This is a genomic window from Janthinobacterium glycogeni (assembly GCF_051380725.1).
In the GTDB taxonomy this organism is placed as follows: Bacteria; Pseudomonadota; Gammaproteobacteria; order Burkholderiales; family Burkholderiaceae_D; genus Janthinobacterium.
Genome location: NZ_JBNYXP010000011.1, coordinates 121,875 through 136,688 on the forward strand (window position 1 = coordinate 121,875; position 14,814 = coordinate 136,688).

Annotated in this window: 15 protein-coding genes and 4 tRNA genes; 6 read left to right on the forward strand and 13 right to left on the reverse strand. The window is 60.7% G+C overall.

The features are described from left to right. The first annotated feature begins 40 nt into the window (after window positions 1-40). From ACQ4W4_RS22445 to ahpF, 3 genes are all read left to right on the forward strand, one after another. Window positions 41-442, forward strand: a complete 402-nt coding sequence (locus tag ACQ4W4_RS22445) for a DUF3597 domain-containing protein (protein WP_436543833.1) — start codon at window positions 41-43, stop codon at window positions 440-442. 187 nt (window positions 443-629) lie between these two features. After that, window positions 630-1,193 (forward strand): alkyl hydroperoxide reductase subunit C, encoded by a 564-nt coding sequence (gene ahpC, locus ACQ4W4_RS22450; RefSeq protein WP_034780873.1) that lies wholly within the window; start codon window positions 630-632, stop codon window positions 1,191-1,193. Window positions 1,194-1,291: 98 nt separating this feature from the next. Further along, the gene (ahpF, locus tag ACQ4W4_RS22455) at window positions 1,292-2,887 is read left to right on the forward strand and encodes an alkyl hydroperoxide reductase subunit F (protein ID WP_436543834.1); all 1,596 of its coding nucleotides are present in this window, start codon (window positions 1,292-1,294) and stop codon (window positions 2,885-2,887) included. A 66-nt stretch (window positions 2,888-2,953) separates the two neighbouring features. Here ahpF and ACQ4W4_RS22460 read toward each other — a convergent pair whose 3' ends face one another. The 8 genes from ACQ4W4_RS22460 to ACQ4W4_RS22495 form a co-directional block, all read right to left on the reverse strand. Then, complete coding sequence (locus tag ACQ4W4_RS22460; protein WP_436543835.1) at window positions 2,954-3,292, reverse strand: CzcE family metal-binding protein; 339 nt, start codon at window positions 3,290-3,292, stop codon at window positions 2,954-2,956. 135 nt (window positions 3,293-3,427) lie between these two features. After that, window positions 3,428-4,054, reverse strand: a complete 627-nt coding sequence (locus ACQ4W4_RS22465) for an ATP-binding cassette domain-containing protein (RefSeq protein WP_436543836.1) — start codon at window positions 4,052-4,054, stop codon at window positions 3,428-3,430. Further along, on the reverse strand, window positions 4,045-5,148 hold the full coding sequence (locus ACQ4W4_RS22470; RefSeq protein ID WP_436543837.1) for a hypothetical protein: 1,104 nt from the start codon (window positions 5,146-5,148) through the stop codon (window positions 4,045-4,047). Before ACQ4W4_RS22470 ends, ACQ4W4_RS22465 begins: the two co-directional genes overlap by 10 nt. Before the next feature lie 156 nt (window positions 5,149-5,304). After that, window positions 5,305-5,381: transfer RNA gene (locus ACQ4W4_RS22475), tRNA-Asp, on the reverse strand. Between the two features lie 57 nt (window positions 5,382-5,438). Continuing rightward, a tRNA-Val gene (locus ACQ4W4_RS22480) sits at window positions 5,439-5,514 on the reverse strand. A 217-nt stretch (window positions 5,515-5,731) separates the two neighbouring features. Continuing rightward, window positions 5,732-5,808, reverse strand: a tRNA-Asp gene (locus ACQ4W4_RS22485). A gap of 54 nt (window positions 5,809-5,862) precedes the next feature. After that, window positions 5,863-5,938 (reverse strand) — tRNA-Val (locus ACQ4W4_RS22490). A gap of 99 nt (window positions 5,939-6,037) precedes the next feature. Beyond that, window positions 6,038-8,185, reverse strand: coding sequence for a S9 family peptidase (locus tag ACQ4W4_RS22495; protein ID WP_436543838.1), 2,148 nt, complete (start codon window positions 8,183-8,185; stop codon window positions 6,038-6,040). Between the two features lie 163 nt (window positions 8,186-8,348). Between ACQ4W4_RS22495 and dinB the strand changes: the two genes are divergently transcribed. The 3 genes from dinB to ACQ4W4_RS22510 all read left to right on the forward strand — a co-directional run bounded on the left by dinB (window position 8,349) and on the right by ACQ4W4_RS22510 (window position 11,970). Further along, window positions 8,349-9,503: a DNA polymerase IV gene (gene dinB / locus ACQ4W4_RS22500; RefSeq protein ID WP_436543856.1), complete on the forward strand. Its 1,155-nt coding sequence runs from the start codon at window positions 8,349-8,351 to the stop codon at window positions 9,501-9,503. Between the two features lie 118 nt (window positions 9,504-9,621). Continuing rightward, window positions 9,622-10,518: a recombination-associated protein RdgC gene (locus tag ACQ4W4_RS22505; RefSeq protein WP_034754435.1), complete on the forward strand. Its 897-nt coding sequence runs from the start codon at window positions 9,622-9,624 to the stop codon at window positions 10,516-10,518. A gap of 249 nt (window positions 10,519-10,767) precedes the next feature. Further along, window positions 10,768-11,970 carry a hypothetical protein gene (locus ACQ4W4_RS22510; protein WP_436543839.1) on the forward strand — a complete coding sequence of 401 codons (1,203 nt, stop codon included), beginning with the start codon at window positions 10,768-10,770 and terminating at the stop codon, window positions 11,968-11,970. A gap of 113 nt (window positions 11,971-12,083) precedes the next feature. Here the strand turns inward: ACQ4W4_RS22510 and ACQ4W4_RS22515 are convergent, their stop codons facing one another. The 5 genes from ACQ4W4_RS22515 to ACQ4W4_RS22535 all read right to left on the reverse strand — a co-directional run bounded on the left by ACQ4W4_RS22515 (window position 12,084) and on the right by ACQ4W4_RS22535 (window position 14,666). Further along, window positions 12,084-12,431 (reverse strand): hypothetical protein, encoded by a 348-nt coding sequence (locus tag ACQ4W4_RS22515; protein WP_436543840.1) that lies wholly within the window; start codon window positions 12,429-12,431, stop codon window positions 12,084-12,086. Beyond that, window positions 12,386-13,120 (reverse strand): TonB-dependent receptor, encoded by a 735-nt coding sequence (locus tag ACQ4W4_RS22520; protein ID WP_436543841.1) that lies wholly within the window; start codon window positions 13,118-13,120, stop codon window positions 12,386-12,388. Before ACQ4W4_RS22520 ends, ACQ4W4_RS22515 begins: the two co-directional genes overlap by 46 nt. Then, window positions 13,089-13,376: a hypothetical protein gene (locus ACQ4W4_RS22525; RefSeq protein ID WP_436543842.1), complete on the reverse strand. Its 288-nt coding sequence runs from the start codon at window positions 13,374-13,376 to the stop codon at window positions 13,089-13,091. Before ACQ4W4_RS22525 ends, ACQ4W4_RS22520 begins: the two co-directional genes overlap by 32 nt. 230 nt (window positions 13,377-13,606) lie before the next feature. Next, window positions 13,607-13,744, reverse strand: a complete 138-nt coding sequence (locus ACQ4W4_RS22530) for a hypothetical protein (RefSeq protein WP_436543843.1) — start codon at window positions 13,742-13,744, stop codon at window positions 13,607-13,609. A gap of 436 nt (window positions 13,745-14,180) precedes the next feature. Next, window positions 14,181-14,666, reverse strand: coding sequence for an asparaginase domain-containing protein (locus ACQ4W4_RS22535; protein WP_034781194.1), 486 nt, complete (start codon window positions 14,664-14,666; stop codon window positions 14,181-14,183). Window positions 14,667-14,814 lie beyond the last annotated feature (148 nt).

Here is a 14,814-nt window from a genome sequence, read left to right on the forward strand (position 1 = left end):
AGGCAACTCTTCTTCCATTCACTCAACTCGAGGTGACCTCATGGGCATTTTCAGCAATATCTACAACAAGATCTTCCACCATTCGTCCGACGCTGCTCCCGCAGCCACGCCAGCTGCCGCTACCGACGCGCCAGCGGCGGCAGCACCGGCGGCACCTGCACCTGCACCAGCGGCTGCCGTGCCCGTGGTGGACGTGGAAGTGGTGCTGGTCGACCTGGCCAGCAAGAACGCGGAAAAACTCAACTGGCGCACGTCCATCGTCGACCTGATGAAACTGCTTCAACTTGACAGCAGCCTGGCCGCGCGCAAGGAACTGGCGCAAGAACTGCATTTCACCGGCGACACCAACGATTCGGCCAGCATGAATATCTGGCTGCACCGCCAGGTGATGATCAAGCTGGCGGAAAACGGCGGCAAGGTACCGGAAGAACTCAAAAATTAAAGACCCGGCGGCAGGAAAGGGAACCCTTTTTGTCGCTGTTCAATCCTGTGGGAACTGCCTATCATGGAGTTCCCATACTGTCGTGATAGCTAAAACCAATTGAAACTATTGCTACAATCAATTTTGCATATGGGTTAAAAGCCCTTACACTAGAGTCTTACTGATTCACCACACGAGAGGAAATGAAATGTCGCTCATCAATACCCAAGTTAAACCATTCAAGGCAACCGCATTCCACAATGGCAAATTCGTCGACCTGACGGAAGCGTCGCTGAAAGGCAAGTGGTCGGTATTCGTGTTCTACCCAGCCGACTTCACCTTCGTTTGCCCAACCGAACTGGAAGATCTGGCCGATCACCACGCTGAATTCCAGAAGCTGGGCGTCGATGTCTACGGCATCTCGACCGATTCGCACTTCGCGCACAAAGCATGGCACGACACCTCGGACGCGATCAAGAAAGTGCAATACGCACTGATCGGCGACCCAACCGGTACGCTGTCGCGCAATTTCGAAGTCATGATCGAAGAAGAAGGCATGGCACTGCGCGGTACCTTCGTCATCAATCCTGACGGCTTCATCAAAGTGCTGGAAGTGCATGACAACGGCATCGGCCGTGACGCATCGGAACTGTTGCGCAAAGTTAAGGCAGCTCAATACGTTGCCGCTCACCCAGGCGAAGTGTGCCCAGCCAAATGGACGGAAGGCGCAGCAACCCTGACCCCATCGCTGGACTTGGTTGGCAAGATCTAAGTCTCGATGCACGACGTAGCAAACAAGTAGTTACCGCGATGCCGGACCGGGCGTCCGGCCCGGCATTCGCCTAAATATTTGTAAAGGAAGAAAAAATCATGTTAGATGCAACCCTCAAAACCCAACTGAAATCCTACCTGGAAAAAGTGGTGTATCCGCTTGAGCTGGTCGCTTCTCTCGATGACAGCGCAAAAGCCCGCGAGATGAAGGAATTGCTCCAGGAGATAGTCCTGTTGAGCGACAAGATCACGCTGGTCGAGCGCCTTGACGCTGGCGTACGGACCCCGTCGTTCAGCATCAACCGTACCGGCTCCGACATCGGCGTGCGTTTCGCCGGTGTGCCGCTGGGCCACGAATTCACGTCGCTGGTGCTGGCGCTGCTGCAAGTGGGCGGCCACACCATCAAGTTCGACGACGCCGTGATCGAGCAGATCCGCAATCTCGACGGCGATTACGAGTTTGAAACGTTTATTTCGCTTTCCTGCCATAACTGCCCGGAAGTGGTGCAGGCCTTGAATGCCATGGCCGTGATCAACCCGCGCATCAAGGTCACCACCATCGATGGCGGCGTGTTCCCGCAAGAAGTGGAAGCGCGCCAGATCATGGCCGTGCCGATGATGTTCCTGAACGGTGAACACTTTGGCCAGGGCCGCACGAATGTCGAGGAAATCCTCGCCAAGCTCGACACCAACGCCGGAGCACGCCAGGCGGCAGCGTTGTCGAAAAAAGACGTGTTCGATGTACTGATCGTCGGCGGCGGCCCAGCCGGTGCGGCAGCGGCCATCTACGCGGCCCGCAAAGGCATCAATACGGGCGTGCTGGCCGAGCGTTTCGGCGGCCAGGTGCTCGATACCTTGGCAATCGAAAACTTTATTTCCGTCAAGGAAACCGATGGTCCGAAGTTCGCCGTGGCGCTGGAACAGCATGTCAAGGAATACGACGTCGACATCATGAACACGCAGCGCGCCGCGAAATTGACGCCAGGCAAGCTGATCGAGATTGAAACGGCGACTGGCGCCGTGCTGAAAGCCAAGACCGTCATCCTGGCCACCGGCGCCCGCTGGCGCGAAATCAACGTGCCGGGCGAGAAGGAATACCGCAACCACGGTGTCGCCTACTGCCCGCACTGCGATGGTCCCTTGTTCAAGGGCAAGCGCGTCGCCGTGATCGGCGGCGGCAACTCGGGTGTGGAAGCGGCGATCGACCTGGCCGGCCTGGTGAAGCACGTGACCCTGATCGAGTTCGGCGCGGAATTGCGCGCCGACGCGGTGCTGCAACGCAAGCTGCACAGCCTGCCTAACGTGACCGTGATCACGTCGGCGCAGACCACCGAAATCCACGGCGATGGCAAGATCGTCAATGGCCTGAGCTACACGGACCGCAACAGCGGCGCATCGAACAAGGTCGAGCTGGAAGGCGTCTTCGTGCAGATCGGCCTGGTGCCGAACACGGAGTGGCTCAAAGGCACGGTCGCCCTGTCGCGCCACGGCGAAATCGAAGTCGATGCCCGCGGCCAGACCTCGATCCCCGGCGTGTTCGCGGCCGGCGACGTCACCACGGTGCCGTACAAGCAGATCATCATCGCCACCGGCGAAGGCGCCAAGGCAGCTTTGTCCGCCTTTGACCACCTGATCCGCTCGGACGACGAGGAAGTGGTCGATGAGTCCGCAGCGAAAGAAGCATTGACGGCGTAAATCTTCACGCTGAAAAAAACCGGAACGCCGCGAGGTGGTTCCGGTTTTTTTTATGGGCGCAGGAAATCAGCTACCCGCATACAGGGGATTGGCGGCCACATACACGGCGATGCCGTCAACGGGCATGTCCTTCGGCGCGATGTCGCTCAGGGCGAATGTCGTTTGATGGTTAAAAGTCTGCACATGCCACGTAAAACGCTGGCCGGCGCGCGCGATGGTGACGGTTTCGCCGCGCGTGACGTTGATGTGGCGCGTATCGGCCTGCAGTTCGATGCTGCGCTGGGCGGCGCCGTGGTGCGCCGGCGTGCCATAGTCGGCGGCCGTGCCCGTGGGGCCGGCGGCGCTGGCCGAGGTGGCAAGGATGGCGCACAGGATGGCCAGGGCGTTGCGGTAGGTGTTCAACATATTAATCTCCAAGAATAAGCCTGGCGCGGTGAATAAGCGCGCCGTGTTGTCGTCGTGGTTGCACCGGGATCGCCGGATTTTGCAACACGGCATCCTAAGCTGTCCTTGGTCGATCTGCAAAGCTGTATTTTCTGTCTATATTTCCACCGTGTCCGCCAGCGGCACATCCGGCGCCAGATGGCTGGTCAGCACGATGCACTGGCGCGCCAGACGGGCCGCATCGGCCAGGCGCGCGCGCAGGTGCGCCATGGCCGCCGCATCGAGGCCGTTGAACGGTTCATCGATCAGCAGCAGCCGCACGGGCAAGGCCAGGGCCAGCGCCAGTTGCAGTTTTTTATGCTGGCCCAGGGACAGGGCGGTGATGCTTTGCTGTAAGGTCTGCAGCAGGGAAAATGCGCTCAGCTCGTCGTTCAGCAGGGCCTGGTCGCTGCCCGGATACAGGGCCAGGTGCAGGTCGAGAAACTCGTGCACTTGCAGCCAGGGCAGGGCGGGGGCGTCGCCGCCGCAATAGAAGGTTTGCGCGCGGTAGGCCAGCGGCATGAAGCCGCTGTCGACGTCATTCAGGCGGATGGCGCCGCGCGCGGGCAGCAGGGCGCCGCCTGCCAGCTTCAGCAAGGTCGTCTTGCCGGCCCCGTTCGCGCCGCGCAGCCAGGTGATGCCGGGGCCGAATTGCTGGTTGAACCCCTGGAAGACGCTGTGCGTGGGGAAGTGAAAATCGAGGTGCTCGATGTGCAGCACGGGAGTAGGCAGGTTCAATTCCATAATTCGCTTCCGATGGCGCTCAAGGCAAGGATGGACAGGACGACGAGGGAGACCCGGCCGCGCGCCGTCAGGCGGGGCAGGCCGACGATGGCCAGCAGGGCCGCACTGGCGGTGAGGGCATATACCCCGGTTACGCGCTGCTGCAAGGCGGCGGGATCGGTGGCGTACAGCAAGACAGCACCGGCCAGCAGCACGGCAAACGGCGGCAGCAGGCTGGCCGCGCAGGCCAGGCGCAGCAAGGACGTGCCGGCCAGCGGCCAGGCGTTCAGCGCGGGGCGCAGCACGGCGATCTGCTCGCGCACGGCCTTGTCGCCCCGGTCCGTCACAATGACCAGGCTGGCGCTGGCCAGCAAACCCAGCATCGGTGCGGGCACGAGGGGCGCGCGCAGCAGCCAGGCCAGCATGCTGGCGCCGGCCGTGGCCAGCAGCACGCTTTGCTGCAGGCCGATCACATTGTCGTTGCGCCAGAAGGGCAGCCAGAACAGCTGGCGCCACAGGAACAGGGTAGTCCAGCGGGGCCGCTGCGGCACATAGGCCGTCATCGTGGGCAGGCGCGCTTTTTGTGCGGGGCGCGGCGCGCGCAGGCGTTGCGCCACGATGCACGCCGTCAGCAGCCAGGCCAGCAGCCAGGCACCGACGGTGGCCGCCATGCCGGGCGCGGCAATGGGGCGCAGCCACGGCGGCGACTGCACCAGCCAGACGGCGGCCGAGACGGCATAGGCAAGGCCCAGCGGCAGCATCAGCAGGCCGGCCACGGCGATATCGGCTTGCCAGCGCAGGCGCGGCGGCAAGGGCAGCTGGCGCAGCCAGGCGGCGGTACTTGCCGGCAGCAGCCGTTTGCGCAGCAGCCAGGCGGGCAGGCAAGTGAGGACGGTCTGCGTGACGATGATAGCCACGGCGGCCGGCCAAGGCTGGCTCATGGCGAGAAAGCCGGGCAGGGCGATGACGCTGAGCAGGCCCAGCAGGACGGGACCGGCCAGGAACACGAGAATTTCCATGGAGCTGGCCAGGCTGGCGGCAAATTGCAGCAACGCATGATGGGCCAGGCGCAAGCGCAAGGCGGAATAGGGGGGAAGACTGCGGGGCAGGCGCATGCGGGCAGGGGCGGAGTCAGGGTAGCGCTGATTCTAACAGCCGGTGTCAGACCCCCGGATAAGTTAGCGTTGAGCTTGACGTTGGCGCTGTTGAGGGTCTGACCCCAGAATGGGAAAAGCCCTTCGGTTCAGAGAACCAAAGGGCTTTTCTTTTATTGGCGGAGCGGACGGGACTCGAACCCGCGACCCCCGACGTGACAGGCCGGTATTCTAACCAACTGAACTACCACTCCAAGCTCGTATGATCTGTGTTGCTGATCCATGAAGCACTGGATAATTTTCTGCATTGGTGGTGGGTGCTGAGAGGCTCGAACTCCCGACCTACGCCTTGTAAGGGCGCCGCTCTACCAACTGAGCTAAGCACCCGCATACCCAGAAAACTATCCCGACGTTTGTCACCACGTCTGGAAGAGGCACTATTATAGGGGGCGCTTTCCCGCTTGTGCAACTATTCTTGAGGGATAACCGCAGTTTTTTTGCTGAAAAACGCAAAAATGTTCAGGAAGGGGGGGGCTGGCGCGATTTCCGCTGCTGAAATGGGAAAAGCCCTTCGGTTCCAGGAACCAAAGGGCTTTTCTTTTATTGGCGGAGCGGACGGGACTCGAACCCGCGACCCCCGACGTGACAGGCCGGTATTCTAACCAACTGAACTACCACTCCAAGCTCGTATGATCTGTGTTGCTGATCCATGAAGCACTGGACAGTTTTCTGATTTGGTGGGTGCTGAGAGGCTCGAACTCCCGACCTACGCCTTGTAAGGGCGCCGCTCTACCAACTGAGCTAAGCACCCGTTGCTTGTCTCAGAAAACCATCCCGACGTTTGTCACCACGTCTGGAAGAGGCGCTATTATAGGATGGCTAAAATCCTTCTGCAAGCGCTTTTTTCACATTATTCCGTGATATCCCACTGGGACAGCATCCACGCCATATTGAAAGCGTTTTCCTGGATGGCGTTGTAGCGGCCCGAAGCGCCGCCGTGGCCGGCGCCCATATTCGTTTTCAGCAGCAATGGATTGCTGTCCGTTTTATACGCGCGCAGCTTGGCCACATACTTGGCCGGTTCCCAGTACATGACCTGGCTGTCGTTCAGGCCCGTCGTCACCAGCATGGCGGGATAATTCTTGCGTGCAATGTTGTCGTAAGGCGAGTAGCTGAGCATGTAGTCGTAGGCAGCCTTCTGGTTCGGGTCGCCCCATTCCAGGTACTCGCCCGTCGTCAGGGGCAGGCTGGCATCCATCATGGTGTTCATCACGTCGACAAACGGGACGGCCGCGTGCACGGCGTGGAACAGCTCGGGGCGCATGTTGACGACGGCGCCCATCAGCAAGCCGCCGGCGCTGCCGCCCTGGATGATCAGGCGGTTCGGGCTCGTCCATTTTTCGCGCACCAGGTAGTCGGCGCTGTCGATGAAGTCATGGAAGGTGTTTTTCTTCTTCATCAGCATGCCGTCTTCATGCCACGCTTCGCCCATGTCGGTGCCGCCGCGGATATGCGCTTGCACATAGATGACGCCGCGCTCCAGCAGGCTGATGCGGCTGATGGAAAAAGTGGCTTCCGTCGAGATGCCATACGAACCGTACGAGTACAGCAGCAGCGGCGCGGAACCGTCGAGCTTGACGCCTTTCTTGTAGACGACCCACAAAGGCACTTGCACGCCATCGCGCGCCTTCGCCCACAGGCGCTGCGTCGTGTAGCGGCTGCCGTCAAAGCCGCCGACGATTTCCTGCTGCTTCAGCACCGTGCGCTTGCCATTTTGCATATTGACGTCGATGACGGTGGGTGGCGTGACGGGCGACTGGTAGGACATGCGAAATTGCGTGGCGGAAAACTCAGGCGTGCCGGCCGCCGTGGCCAGGTAGACGGGGTCGTCGAACTGCACCGTTTTCCAGTTCTTGTGCGCGAAATCGTAGATGCGCGCGCGGTTCAGGGCGCTGGCCTTTTCCATCACTACCAGGTAGCCCTGGAAGACGTCGAGGGACTGGATCACGGCGTCCTTGTTGTGCGGCACGACGGTCTTCCAGTTCTTCGGCTGCGGGGCCGCCAGCGGCGCGCTGACGACGCGGAAATTCTTCGCGTCCTTGTTGGTCAGGATATACAGCTGGCCGTCGCGGTGCTCGATGCCGTAGCGGTGGCCTTTTTCGCGTTTTAGCACGCTCTGGAAGCTGCCTTCAGGCTTGTTCGTTGGCAACAACAGCACTTCGCTGGTGTCCGTGCTGCCCGAGGTCAGCACGAAGTAGCGCTTGTCCTGCGTGCGGCCCAGGTTGAGGGCGAACTGCTCCACCGGTTCGTGGTAGACCTGCTGCGGCGTGCCGCCCAGGGCCAGGCGGAACAAGCGGTCCGCGCGCTTGGTGGTGGCGTCTTCCTGGGTCAGCATCAGGGTGGCGTTGTCCGCCGCCCAGGCCAGGGATGTGACTCTAGGCATGCTGTCGGTGAGCAACTTGCCCGTTTTCAAATCCTTCACATGCAATTCGTACTGGCGGAAACCCGTCGTGTCCGTGGTGTAGGCCAGCAATTGTTCGTTCGGGCTGACGGCAAAGGCGCGCACGGCAAAGAATTTGTGGCCTTCGGCCAATTGATTCTGGTCCAGCAGGATTTCTTCGACCGCTTGCGCATCGTAGACGCCGTTCGCGCCGACAGGGCGGCGGCAATGAAGCGGGTATTGCTTGCCCGCCTCCATGCGCGTGTAATAGTAGAAATTGCCCTGGCGCGCAGGCACGGACAGGTCCACTTCCTGCATGCGGCCCTTGATTTCCGCAGTCAGCTTGTCGGCCAGCGGCTGGATCGGGGCCGTGACGGCGGCCGTGTAGGCGTTTTCCGCATTCAGGTAATCGATCACGGCAGGATCGGATTTCTTTTGCAGCCAGCGGTAGTCGTCCGTGACGACGGTGCCGTGGCGCGTTTCCTGCCAGGCCGTCTTGGCGGCCACGGGGGCGGCATCGGCGGCCAGCGCGCATGGCGCCAAGGTGGACAGCAGCAGGGCCGGCAAGAGGGATGACCAGACGGACCGGCGGCGCGCAGCGTGATGGGCGATAGACAAGGTGACTCCTTTGAATAGTTATGTCAGGATTGTAATCTTGCTATTGAGAAAAGCAACCGCCGTGCTCGTGCGTTTCAACTTGCATCCACGGGCATTTCCAGCGATACTGTATATAATTACAGTGCCCCGCCGCGAGGTGTCCTTGACTACATCTGCCCCTACATTGCCTGAACCGCGCCGCTGGATAGCCCATCTGGACATGGATGCCTTTTTCGCCTCCGTGGAACTGTTGAAATATCCGGAATTGCGCGGCGAAGCCGTCGTCATCGGCGGCGGGCGCCTGCAGCAGCCCGTGCTGCAGGAAGATGGCACGCGGCAGTTTGCGCGCATGCGCGACTATGTGGGGCGCGGCGTCGTCACCACGTCGACCTATGCGGCGCGCGCCTTCGGCGTGTTTTCCGCCATGGGCATCATGAAGGCGGCCAAGCTGGCGCCCGACAGCATCCTGCTGCCGGCCGACTTCGAGGCTTACCGCGAATATTCGGCCCGCTTCAAGCAGGCCGTGGCCCAGCTGTGCCCCATCATCCAGAACGTGGGCATCGATGAAATCTATGTCGACCTCACCGAGTACGGCGAGCGGGCGCCGGCCATGGCGGCGCGCCTGAAGGCGGCCGTGTTCGAGGCGACCGGGCTGTCGTGCTCGATCGGCCTGGCGCCCAACAAATTGCTGGCAAAAATCTGTTCCGACCTGGAAAAGCCCGACGGCCTGACCATCTTGTCGCCCGAGGATATCGAAACGCGCGTGTGGCCCTTGCCGGCGAAAAAGATCAACGGCATCGGCCCGAAGGCGACGGCCAAGCTGGAAGCGCTGGGCGTCCATACCATCGGCGAGCTGGCCCGGGCCGATCTGGCCATGCTGCGCACGCAGTTCGGCGACCTGTACACGGGCTGGCTGCGCCAGGCGGCGCTGGGCATCGATGAACGGCCCGTGCAGACGAGCCGGGAAACCAAGTCCGTCAGCCGCGAAACGACGTTCGAGCGCGACTTGCAGGTGGTGCGCGACCGCGCCACCCTGTCGGAAAAGCTGGAAAGCCTGTGCACGCGCGTGGCGGGCGACCTGGATAAACAGTCGCTGGCGGGGCGCACGGTGGGCATCAAGCTGCGCTTCGAGGATTTCAGCACCGTTACGCGCGACATCACCCTGCCCAGCGCCACGGCGGATGCCGCCGCCATCCTGCGCGCCAGCCGCGATTGCTTGCGGCGCGTGCCATTTGACAAGAAAATTCGCCTGCTGGGCGTGCGCATCTCGACCTTGTCCGATCCGGCCGTCGTGACGCGCCAGGCGCCAGCCCAGGCGGAGCTGTTTCCCGCCCTGTAGCGGCGTTCCCCATGTATCAACAACACCGCGCCAGTCCGCGCTTTTGACGGCATTCCCGTGTCGAAAGTGTAGAATGGCGTTCCCCTGGCACTACTGAAACAAACGGAAGACAAAAACTATGTGGTTCAAGAATCTTCAGATTTACCGCCTGCCCGCACCGTGGGCTTATACGCCAGAACAACTGGAAGAGGCCTTGTCCTCGAACAAATTTACGCCGGCGACCAGCATGGATCTGATGCGCCAGGGCTGGGATACGCCGCGCCCGAACGGCGGCCTGGTCCACGTGGTCAACAAACAGATGTTGATCTTGCTGGGCACGGAAAAGAAACTGTTGCCGGCGACCGTCATCAACCAGGTGGCCAAGGCCCGCGCCGCCGAGATGGAAGAAGCACAAGGCTTTGCGCCTGGCAAGAAAGCCATGAAAGAATTGAAGGAACGCGTGGCCGACGAACTGTTGCCGCGCGCCTTCAGCATCCGCAGCAACGTCTGGACGTGGATCGACCCCGTCAATGGCTGGCTGGTGGTCGATGCCGCCAGCCCGGCGAAAGCCGATGAAGTCATCAAGCTGCTGTTGAAAGCCGTGGATAAATTGCCGCTGGAAAGCCTGCGCGTGCAGCGCTCGCCCGTGGCGGTGATGACGGAGTGGCTGCAGGCGGATGACGCGCCTGCCGGCTTCACGGTCGACATGGACACGGAATTGCGCGCCACAGGCGAAAGCAAGGCCACCGTGCGCTATGTGCGCCATACGCTGGAAGCGGACGACGTGCGCCGCCACATCGCCGCCGGCAAGCAGTGCACGCGCCTGGCCATGACCTGGAACGACAAGATCTCGTTCGTGTTGACGGAGTCCTTGGCCATCAAGAGCGTCAAGCCGCTGGACGTGATCAAGGAAACGGAATCGAGCACGAAGAACGACGAAGAGCGTTTTGACGGCGACGTGATGCTGATGACGGGCGAGCTGAGCAAGCTGATGGCCGACGTGGTCGAGGCATTGGGCGGCGAAGCGACGGCGTAAGCACCAGCATGTATGCGTGACGGACGGCCCGCTGGCATTGCCCGGCGGGCCGTTTTGCATTGAGCAAAGCTGGCGACAGCACATTAAAATTTGCCATGTGGAAATAATATTGCTGTGATATCGTTACTATCCTGACATTGATTATTTCTACATTCACTCATGCACAAGTATTTCCAGCGCTGTTGCGCCGTCCTTATTCTCGCGGCCACGCAGATGGCCACCGCCCAGGCGCAACTATCCGACACTACCTTGCGCGAGCTGAGCGCTTGCGATGCCTCTTTTTTCCGCAGCTTGCAGCAGGACAGCGCGGCCTTGGCCGGCAGCGTGCCGCTGGCCACGCGCGGCGATACCAGCTGGATCAGGGTGCCCAACCGTTATCAGGCCAAGGGCAATAGTGTGCTGTTTGCCGCGCCCTTGCGCGCTGGCGGCTTGACCTTGCTCGGCTATACGGATGAAGCGTCGGATCTGGGCGGCCTGGGCCGCTATTACAGCTGGGGCTTTCTCGTCGCCGGCAAGGTCGACGCGGTGTATGGGCAATTGCAGCCTCTGATTCACGATGCCCGGCGCATGCGCGCCGATGACGGCGCGTATGTGCGCTCCGACGTGCGCCTGCCCGGCGGGCCTTGGCAGGCGTTTGCGTCCGCCTCCGGCGTGGCGGCCGGACGGGACAAGGTCGAACGCGTGTTCCTGATCGAACCGCACGAAGAGCTGCAAGGCGTCGTGCGCGTCGGCTGTTCGCTGCAAGGCGGTGTCGACGGCGCTCTGCTGCGCGAGGCGCGCCCCGACATCGATGCGAGCGAGTATCCGCCGCCGCCAAATGCCACGGGCGCGTTTGACAGTGCGCCGCTGCCGCCGCAGGTGTTGGCGGCGGCGCAAGCGGCCTTGGCGGCGGCGCCGCTGTGGCAGCCGCGATTCAAGACGCTGCATTTTTCCCGGCAGTCCATCTCTGCCGGCAAACCTGAAGGGACCACGGTGGTCGAGCATGACTTGCGCGAGCGCGATGGCCTGGTCGTGACGAGCGAGCATTACCGTACCTTTACGATGCAGCGCTTGGAGGTTGCGGGCCTGTTTCAGTTGCGGGCCGCAGAGAAGGGCGATGTCCGCAACAGTTATCTGGCCACCTCCAGCCTGTCGCTGTCGCTGCCGGCGAGTTTGTCCCCGGGTACCCGCTTTCAGGCCAATATGACCACAACTAATGTGCCTGCCAAGCCGGGCGAGCGGCCAGAGCACGTGACCACGCTATGTGAAGTGCAGGATACGTTACAGGCCAGTACGATTTTCGCCAGTTTGCAAGGCGAAGCGACCCGCTTTGTCTGCACCTCGCAGGAAACTGCGTACGTGGTTGAGAGTGCTTTGCTGCATGATCTGGGCGTCGCCATACAATTGCGTACGTTATCGAAAGATTACGGTGAGAGCCATTACCGTTATCTGAATGTCCAGGTAACAAAATAGCTGTGCGACAAGAAAAAAGCGCCTTGTACGGTGAAGTGCAAGGCGCTTTCGGACAAGCTCGTTCAAAACGTCACATTAGAATTTGTAGTTGCCGGTGATGTAGAACGAACGCATCATTGGATCGGCGTAACGTGGGTCGAAACCGACCTGGTGGCCAGATGAAGCGCGCAGCGACAGCGGCGGTGCACGGTCGAACAGTTTTTGATGCCTGCGCGTATCGTGGTTTGCTTGTCAAAGGCGAAACGTGCTTGCCAGTCGAACGTCGTGTACGACGGTACTTGCAGGCGGAAACCCTTCACTTCTTTTGCGGCCGCTACGTCATATACGGCAGCGGCTGCGTCGGTGTAGCCGTTACGGTAGTTGACCGTGACCGCGTTGCTCAGGCGGCCCGTATCGAGGGTCGTCGTCAGCTTCATCAGGTTGCGGAACGTGACTTTGTTGGTGTCGCCGAAGAAGTGCATGTTGCAGGTATATTGACCGGATCGCCAAATGCCTGATGTTCGGTGATTGACGAGACGGTATTGTGCAGTTTCACATCCCACAGGTCGGCGCCGAACGAGAAGGCCGCGCTAGGCCCGACACGGAAGCCCAGGGTGAACTGTTTCGATTTTTCCGATTGCAGTTCCGGGTTGCCTTCCGATACGGCGTTGTCTTGAATTGGTTCGCCGCAGCAGAACTCGGTACCTGGCCATGGGCAGGTAAATTTCTTGGCGGTAAAGGCGGCATTGACCAGTGGCTGAGCGGTGTCCAGCATGCTTGGCGCCTTGAAGCCCGTGCCGTAGGAATCGCGGATCAGCACGGTTTGTACCAGCTGCCAGCGTGCCGTTACCTTGTAGGTATTGGCGCTGTCTTTTTTGCCGACAATTTTTTTGTTCGGCTTGTCATCGATCGCCTTGACAGCATCGTAACGGCCACCGACGTGCATTTCGAACGATTTCGTCAGCGGAGCCAGCAACTCGACAAACGCGCCGTAGGTGTCGCCGCTCATGTTGTAGGCGGTCTTCGTGTTGAAGCTGTAGATGTCGTCACTGGTGGCGCCTGGCGACTGCTCATAGCGGTAGGTGCGGTAGTCGCCGCCGATGTCGAGGCTGGCCTTGCCGCCTGGCAAGGAGAACAACTCACGCGAACCGTGCGTGTCGATGCCGCGCATCGTGGTCGATGCGGTACGCACGGAGCCGACGAATTGCGCTTGCACGAATGGCTTTTTGGCCCAACGCGAACGCATCGAAATCCGGATTGGCCAGGATGTCATTGCAGCCCTGATTTGTCGCGTAGCCGCCTGTGTAGCGCTCGTCGATCGAGTTTTGCGACCAGGTCAGGCCGCTCTCGAAGTTCCACGCGCCCAGTCCGCCTTCCACGCCAACCACCATGTGCTTGGTCTGGGTAACGGTCTGGCTTGCACGCACACCGAAGTCGCTGCTGGGGAAGTTGGCCGTGACCGATTTGATATCGCCCTGTTGCGCTGCCTAAATGACCGTGGTGCGGGAGCCTTGTGGCACGATGCGGCGGCCATGCAGCAGTACCAGGGGGTAGGACTCGCCGATACCGGGCAGCGAAGCACTGGTATTGCCACCCGAGTCGGAACCTGCTGCGACTGCGCCGATGGTGAAGCCTTGCATGGCTGGCAGGGCCTGGATCAGGTCGGCAACCGAAGTGGCGCCGATTTGGCGATCGCTTCTTGCGACAGGCGCTGTACAGGCAAGGCGCCTTCGACAGCCATACGCTTGATACTCGAACCGGTAATTTCAACTTTTTGAATTGTTTCGTCCGCCATGGTATTGGCCGGAGAACAAGACGTCGCCTGCCAGAACGGTCAGGGTCAGGCGTACGCTGCGCACGCCCATTTTTTCTTTAATGCCATTCTAGCAATTACCCCGTAGTAGTTTTAATAACGACAAGCAGTACACGAGCACCGCTCGGGCCATCGGGTAGAGGGCCTGCGAAGGCGTGTACGGTAGGCGGTACCACGTCGGTGGAAGGTGGAAGACTACATGGCGAAATATTGTTATAAATGTACTTTTGACTTGTTGAGGCAAACAGTATGTCGTCTCAGCAAGAAAAAATGCACCTCAACCGTGTCGGATTGCTTTGCAGAATTTGTACAATGTAAAAAACGTAAAAAAGCCCGTTGAAACGGGCTGGTCGAATTGTGACAGAGTGTCAGTCAGAGTGTGTGCCGATCTGTTGTTGCGCCCTGTCCTGCCATTCGCTTACAAGGGCTGGAATACGCCGGCGGCGCGGTTCTTTTGCACGTTGTCCCAGGCGAAGATCTGGCCATTCATGGCCACGTAGACGCCGGCCGGCAAGGTTTGCGCCACGCCGCAGGCAAAGCCCAGGTTGAACAGGGCGTCGGAGTTGTCGATTTCGTAGGGAATCATGGCGCCCGTCAAAATGACCGTTTGCTGCAGGTTCGCCGCGCCCAGCACTTGCGCCGTTTCGCGCATGGTGTCGGTGCCATGGATGATGACAATGGCCTTTTCCTGTGCCGCGCGGCACGAGGCGAGCACGCGCTGGCGGTCCGCATCCTGCATGTCGAGCGAGTCGAGCAGGGGCAATTGTTCCAGCGCCACGGGCGCCGTCATGCGCGCGCGGGCAATCGCTGCCGGCAAATGACTGTCGGAAAAGCCCAGGGTACCGTTCAATTCGTTGTAGTGTTTGTCGAAAGTGCCGCCGGTGGCGAGTATGCGCAATGTCATGATGTGGTCACGATGTCAGTGGAGAATGACGCGCATGATAGCGTGGATTGGCAGCGTTGCGTGAATGCCGCTGCGGATGGGACGGCGTGCTTGCCGCCCTGCTACCGCGCCACATCTGGAAAATTCGGCCATCTGTGAGTACACTGGT

Coding starts and splice junctions, on each gene's coding strand:
- ACQ4W4_RS22445 (WP_436543833.1), top strand. CDS start 41: ATGGGCATTTTCAGCAATATCTACAACAAGATCTTCCACCATTCGTCC.
- ahpC (WP_034780873.1), top strand. CDS start 630: ATGTCGCTCATCAATACCCAAGTTAAACCATTCAAGGCAACCGCATTC.
- ahpF (WP_436543834.1), top strand. CDS start 1,292: ATGTTAGATGCAACCCTCAAAACCCAACTGAAATCCTACCTGGAAAAA.
- ACQ4W4_RS22460 (WP_436543835.1), bottom strand. CDS start 3,292: ATGTTGAACACCTACCGCAACGCCCTGGCCATCCTGTGCGCCATCCTT.
- ACQ4W4_RS22465 (WP_436543836.1), bottom strand. CDS start 4,054: ATGGAATTGAACCTGCCTACTCCCGTGCTGCACATCGAGCACCTCGAT.
- ACQ4W4_RS22470 (WP_436543837.1), bottom strand. CDS start 5,148: ATGCGCCTGCCCCGCAGTCTTCCCCCCTATTCCGCCTTGCGCTTGCGC.
- ACQ4W4_RS22505 (WP_034754435.1), top strand. CDS start 9,622: ATGTGGTTCAAGAATCTTCAGATTTACCGCCTGCCCGCACCGTGGGCT.
- ACQ4W4_RS22515 (WP_436543840.1), bottom strand. CDS start 12,431: ATGCACTTCTTCGGCGACACCAACAAAGTCACGTTCCGCAACCTGATG.
- ACQ4W4_RS22520 (WP_436543841.1), bottom strand. CDS start 13,120: ATGCGCGGCATCGACACGCACGGTTCGCGTGAGTTGTTCTCCTTGCCA.
- ACQ4W4_RS22530 (WP_436543843.1), bottom strand. CDS start 13,744: ATGGCGGACGAAACAATTCAAAAAGTTGAAATTACCGGTTCGAGTATC.
- ACQ4W4_RS22535 (WP_034781194.1), bottom strand. CDS start 14,666: ATGACATTGCGCATACTCGCCACCGGCGGCACTTTCGACAAACACTAC.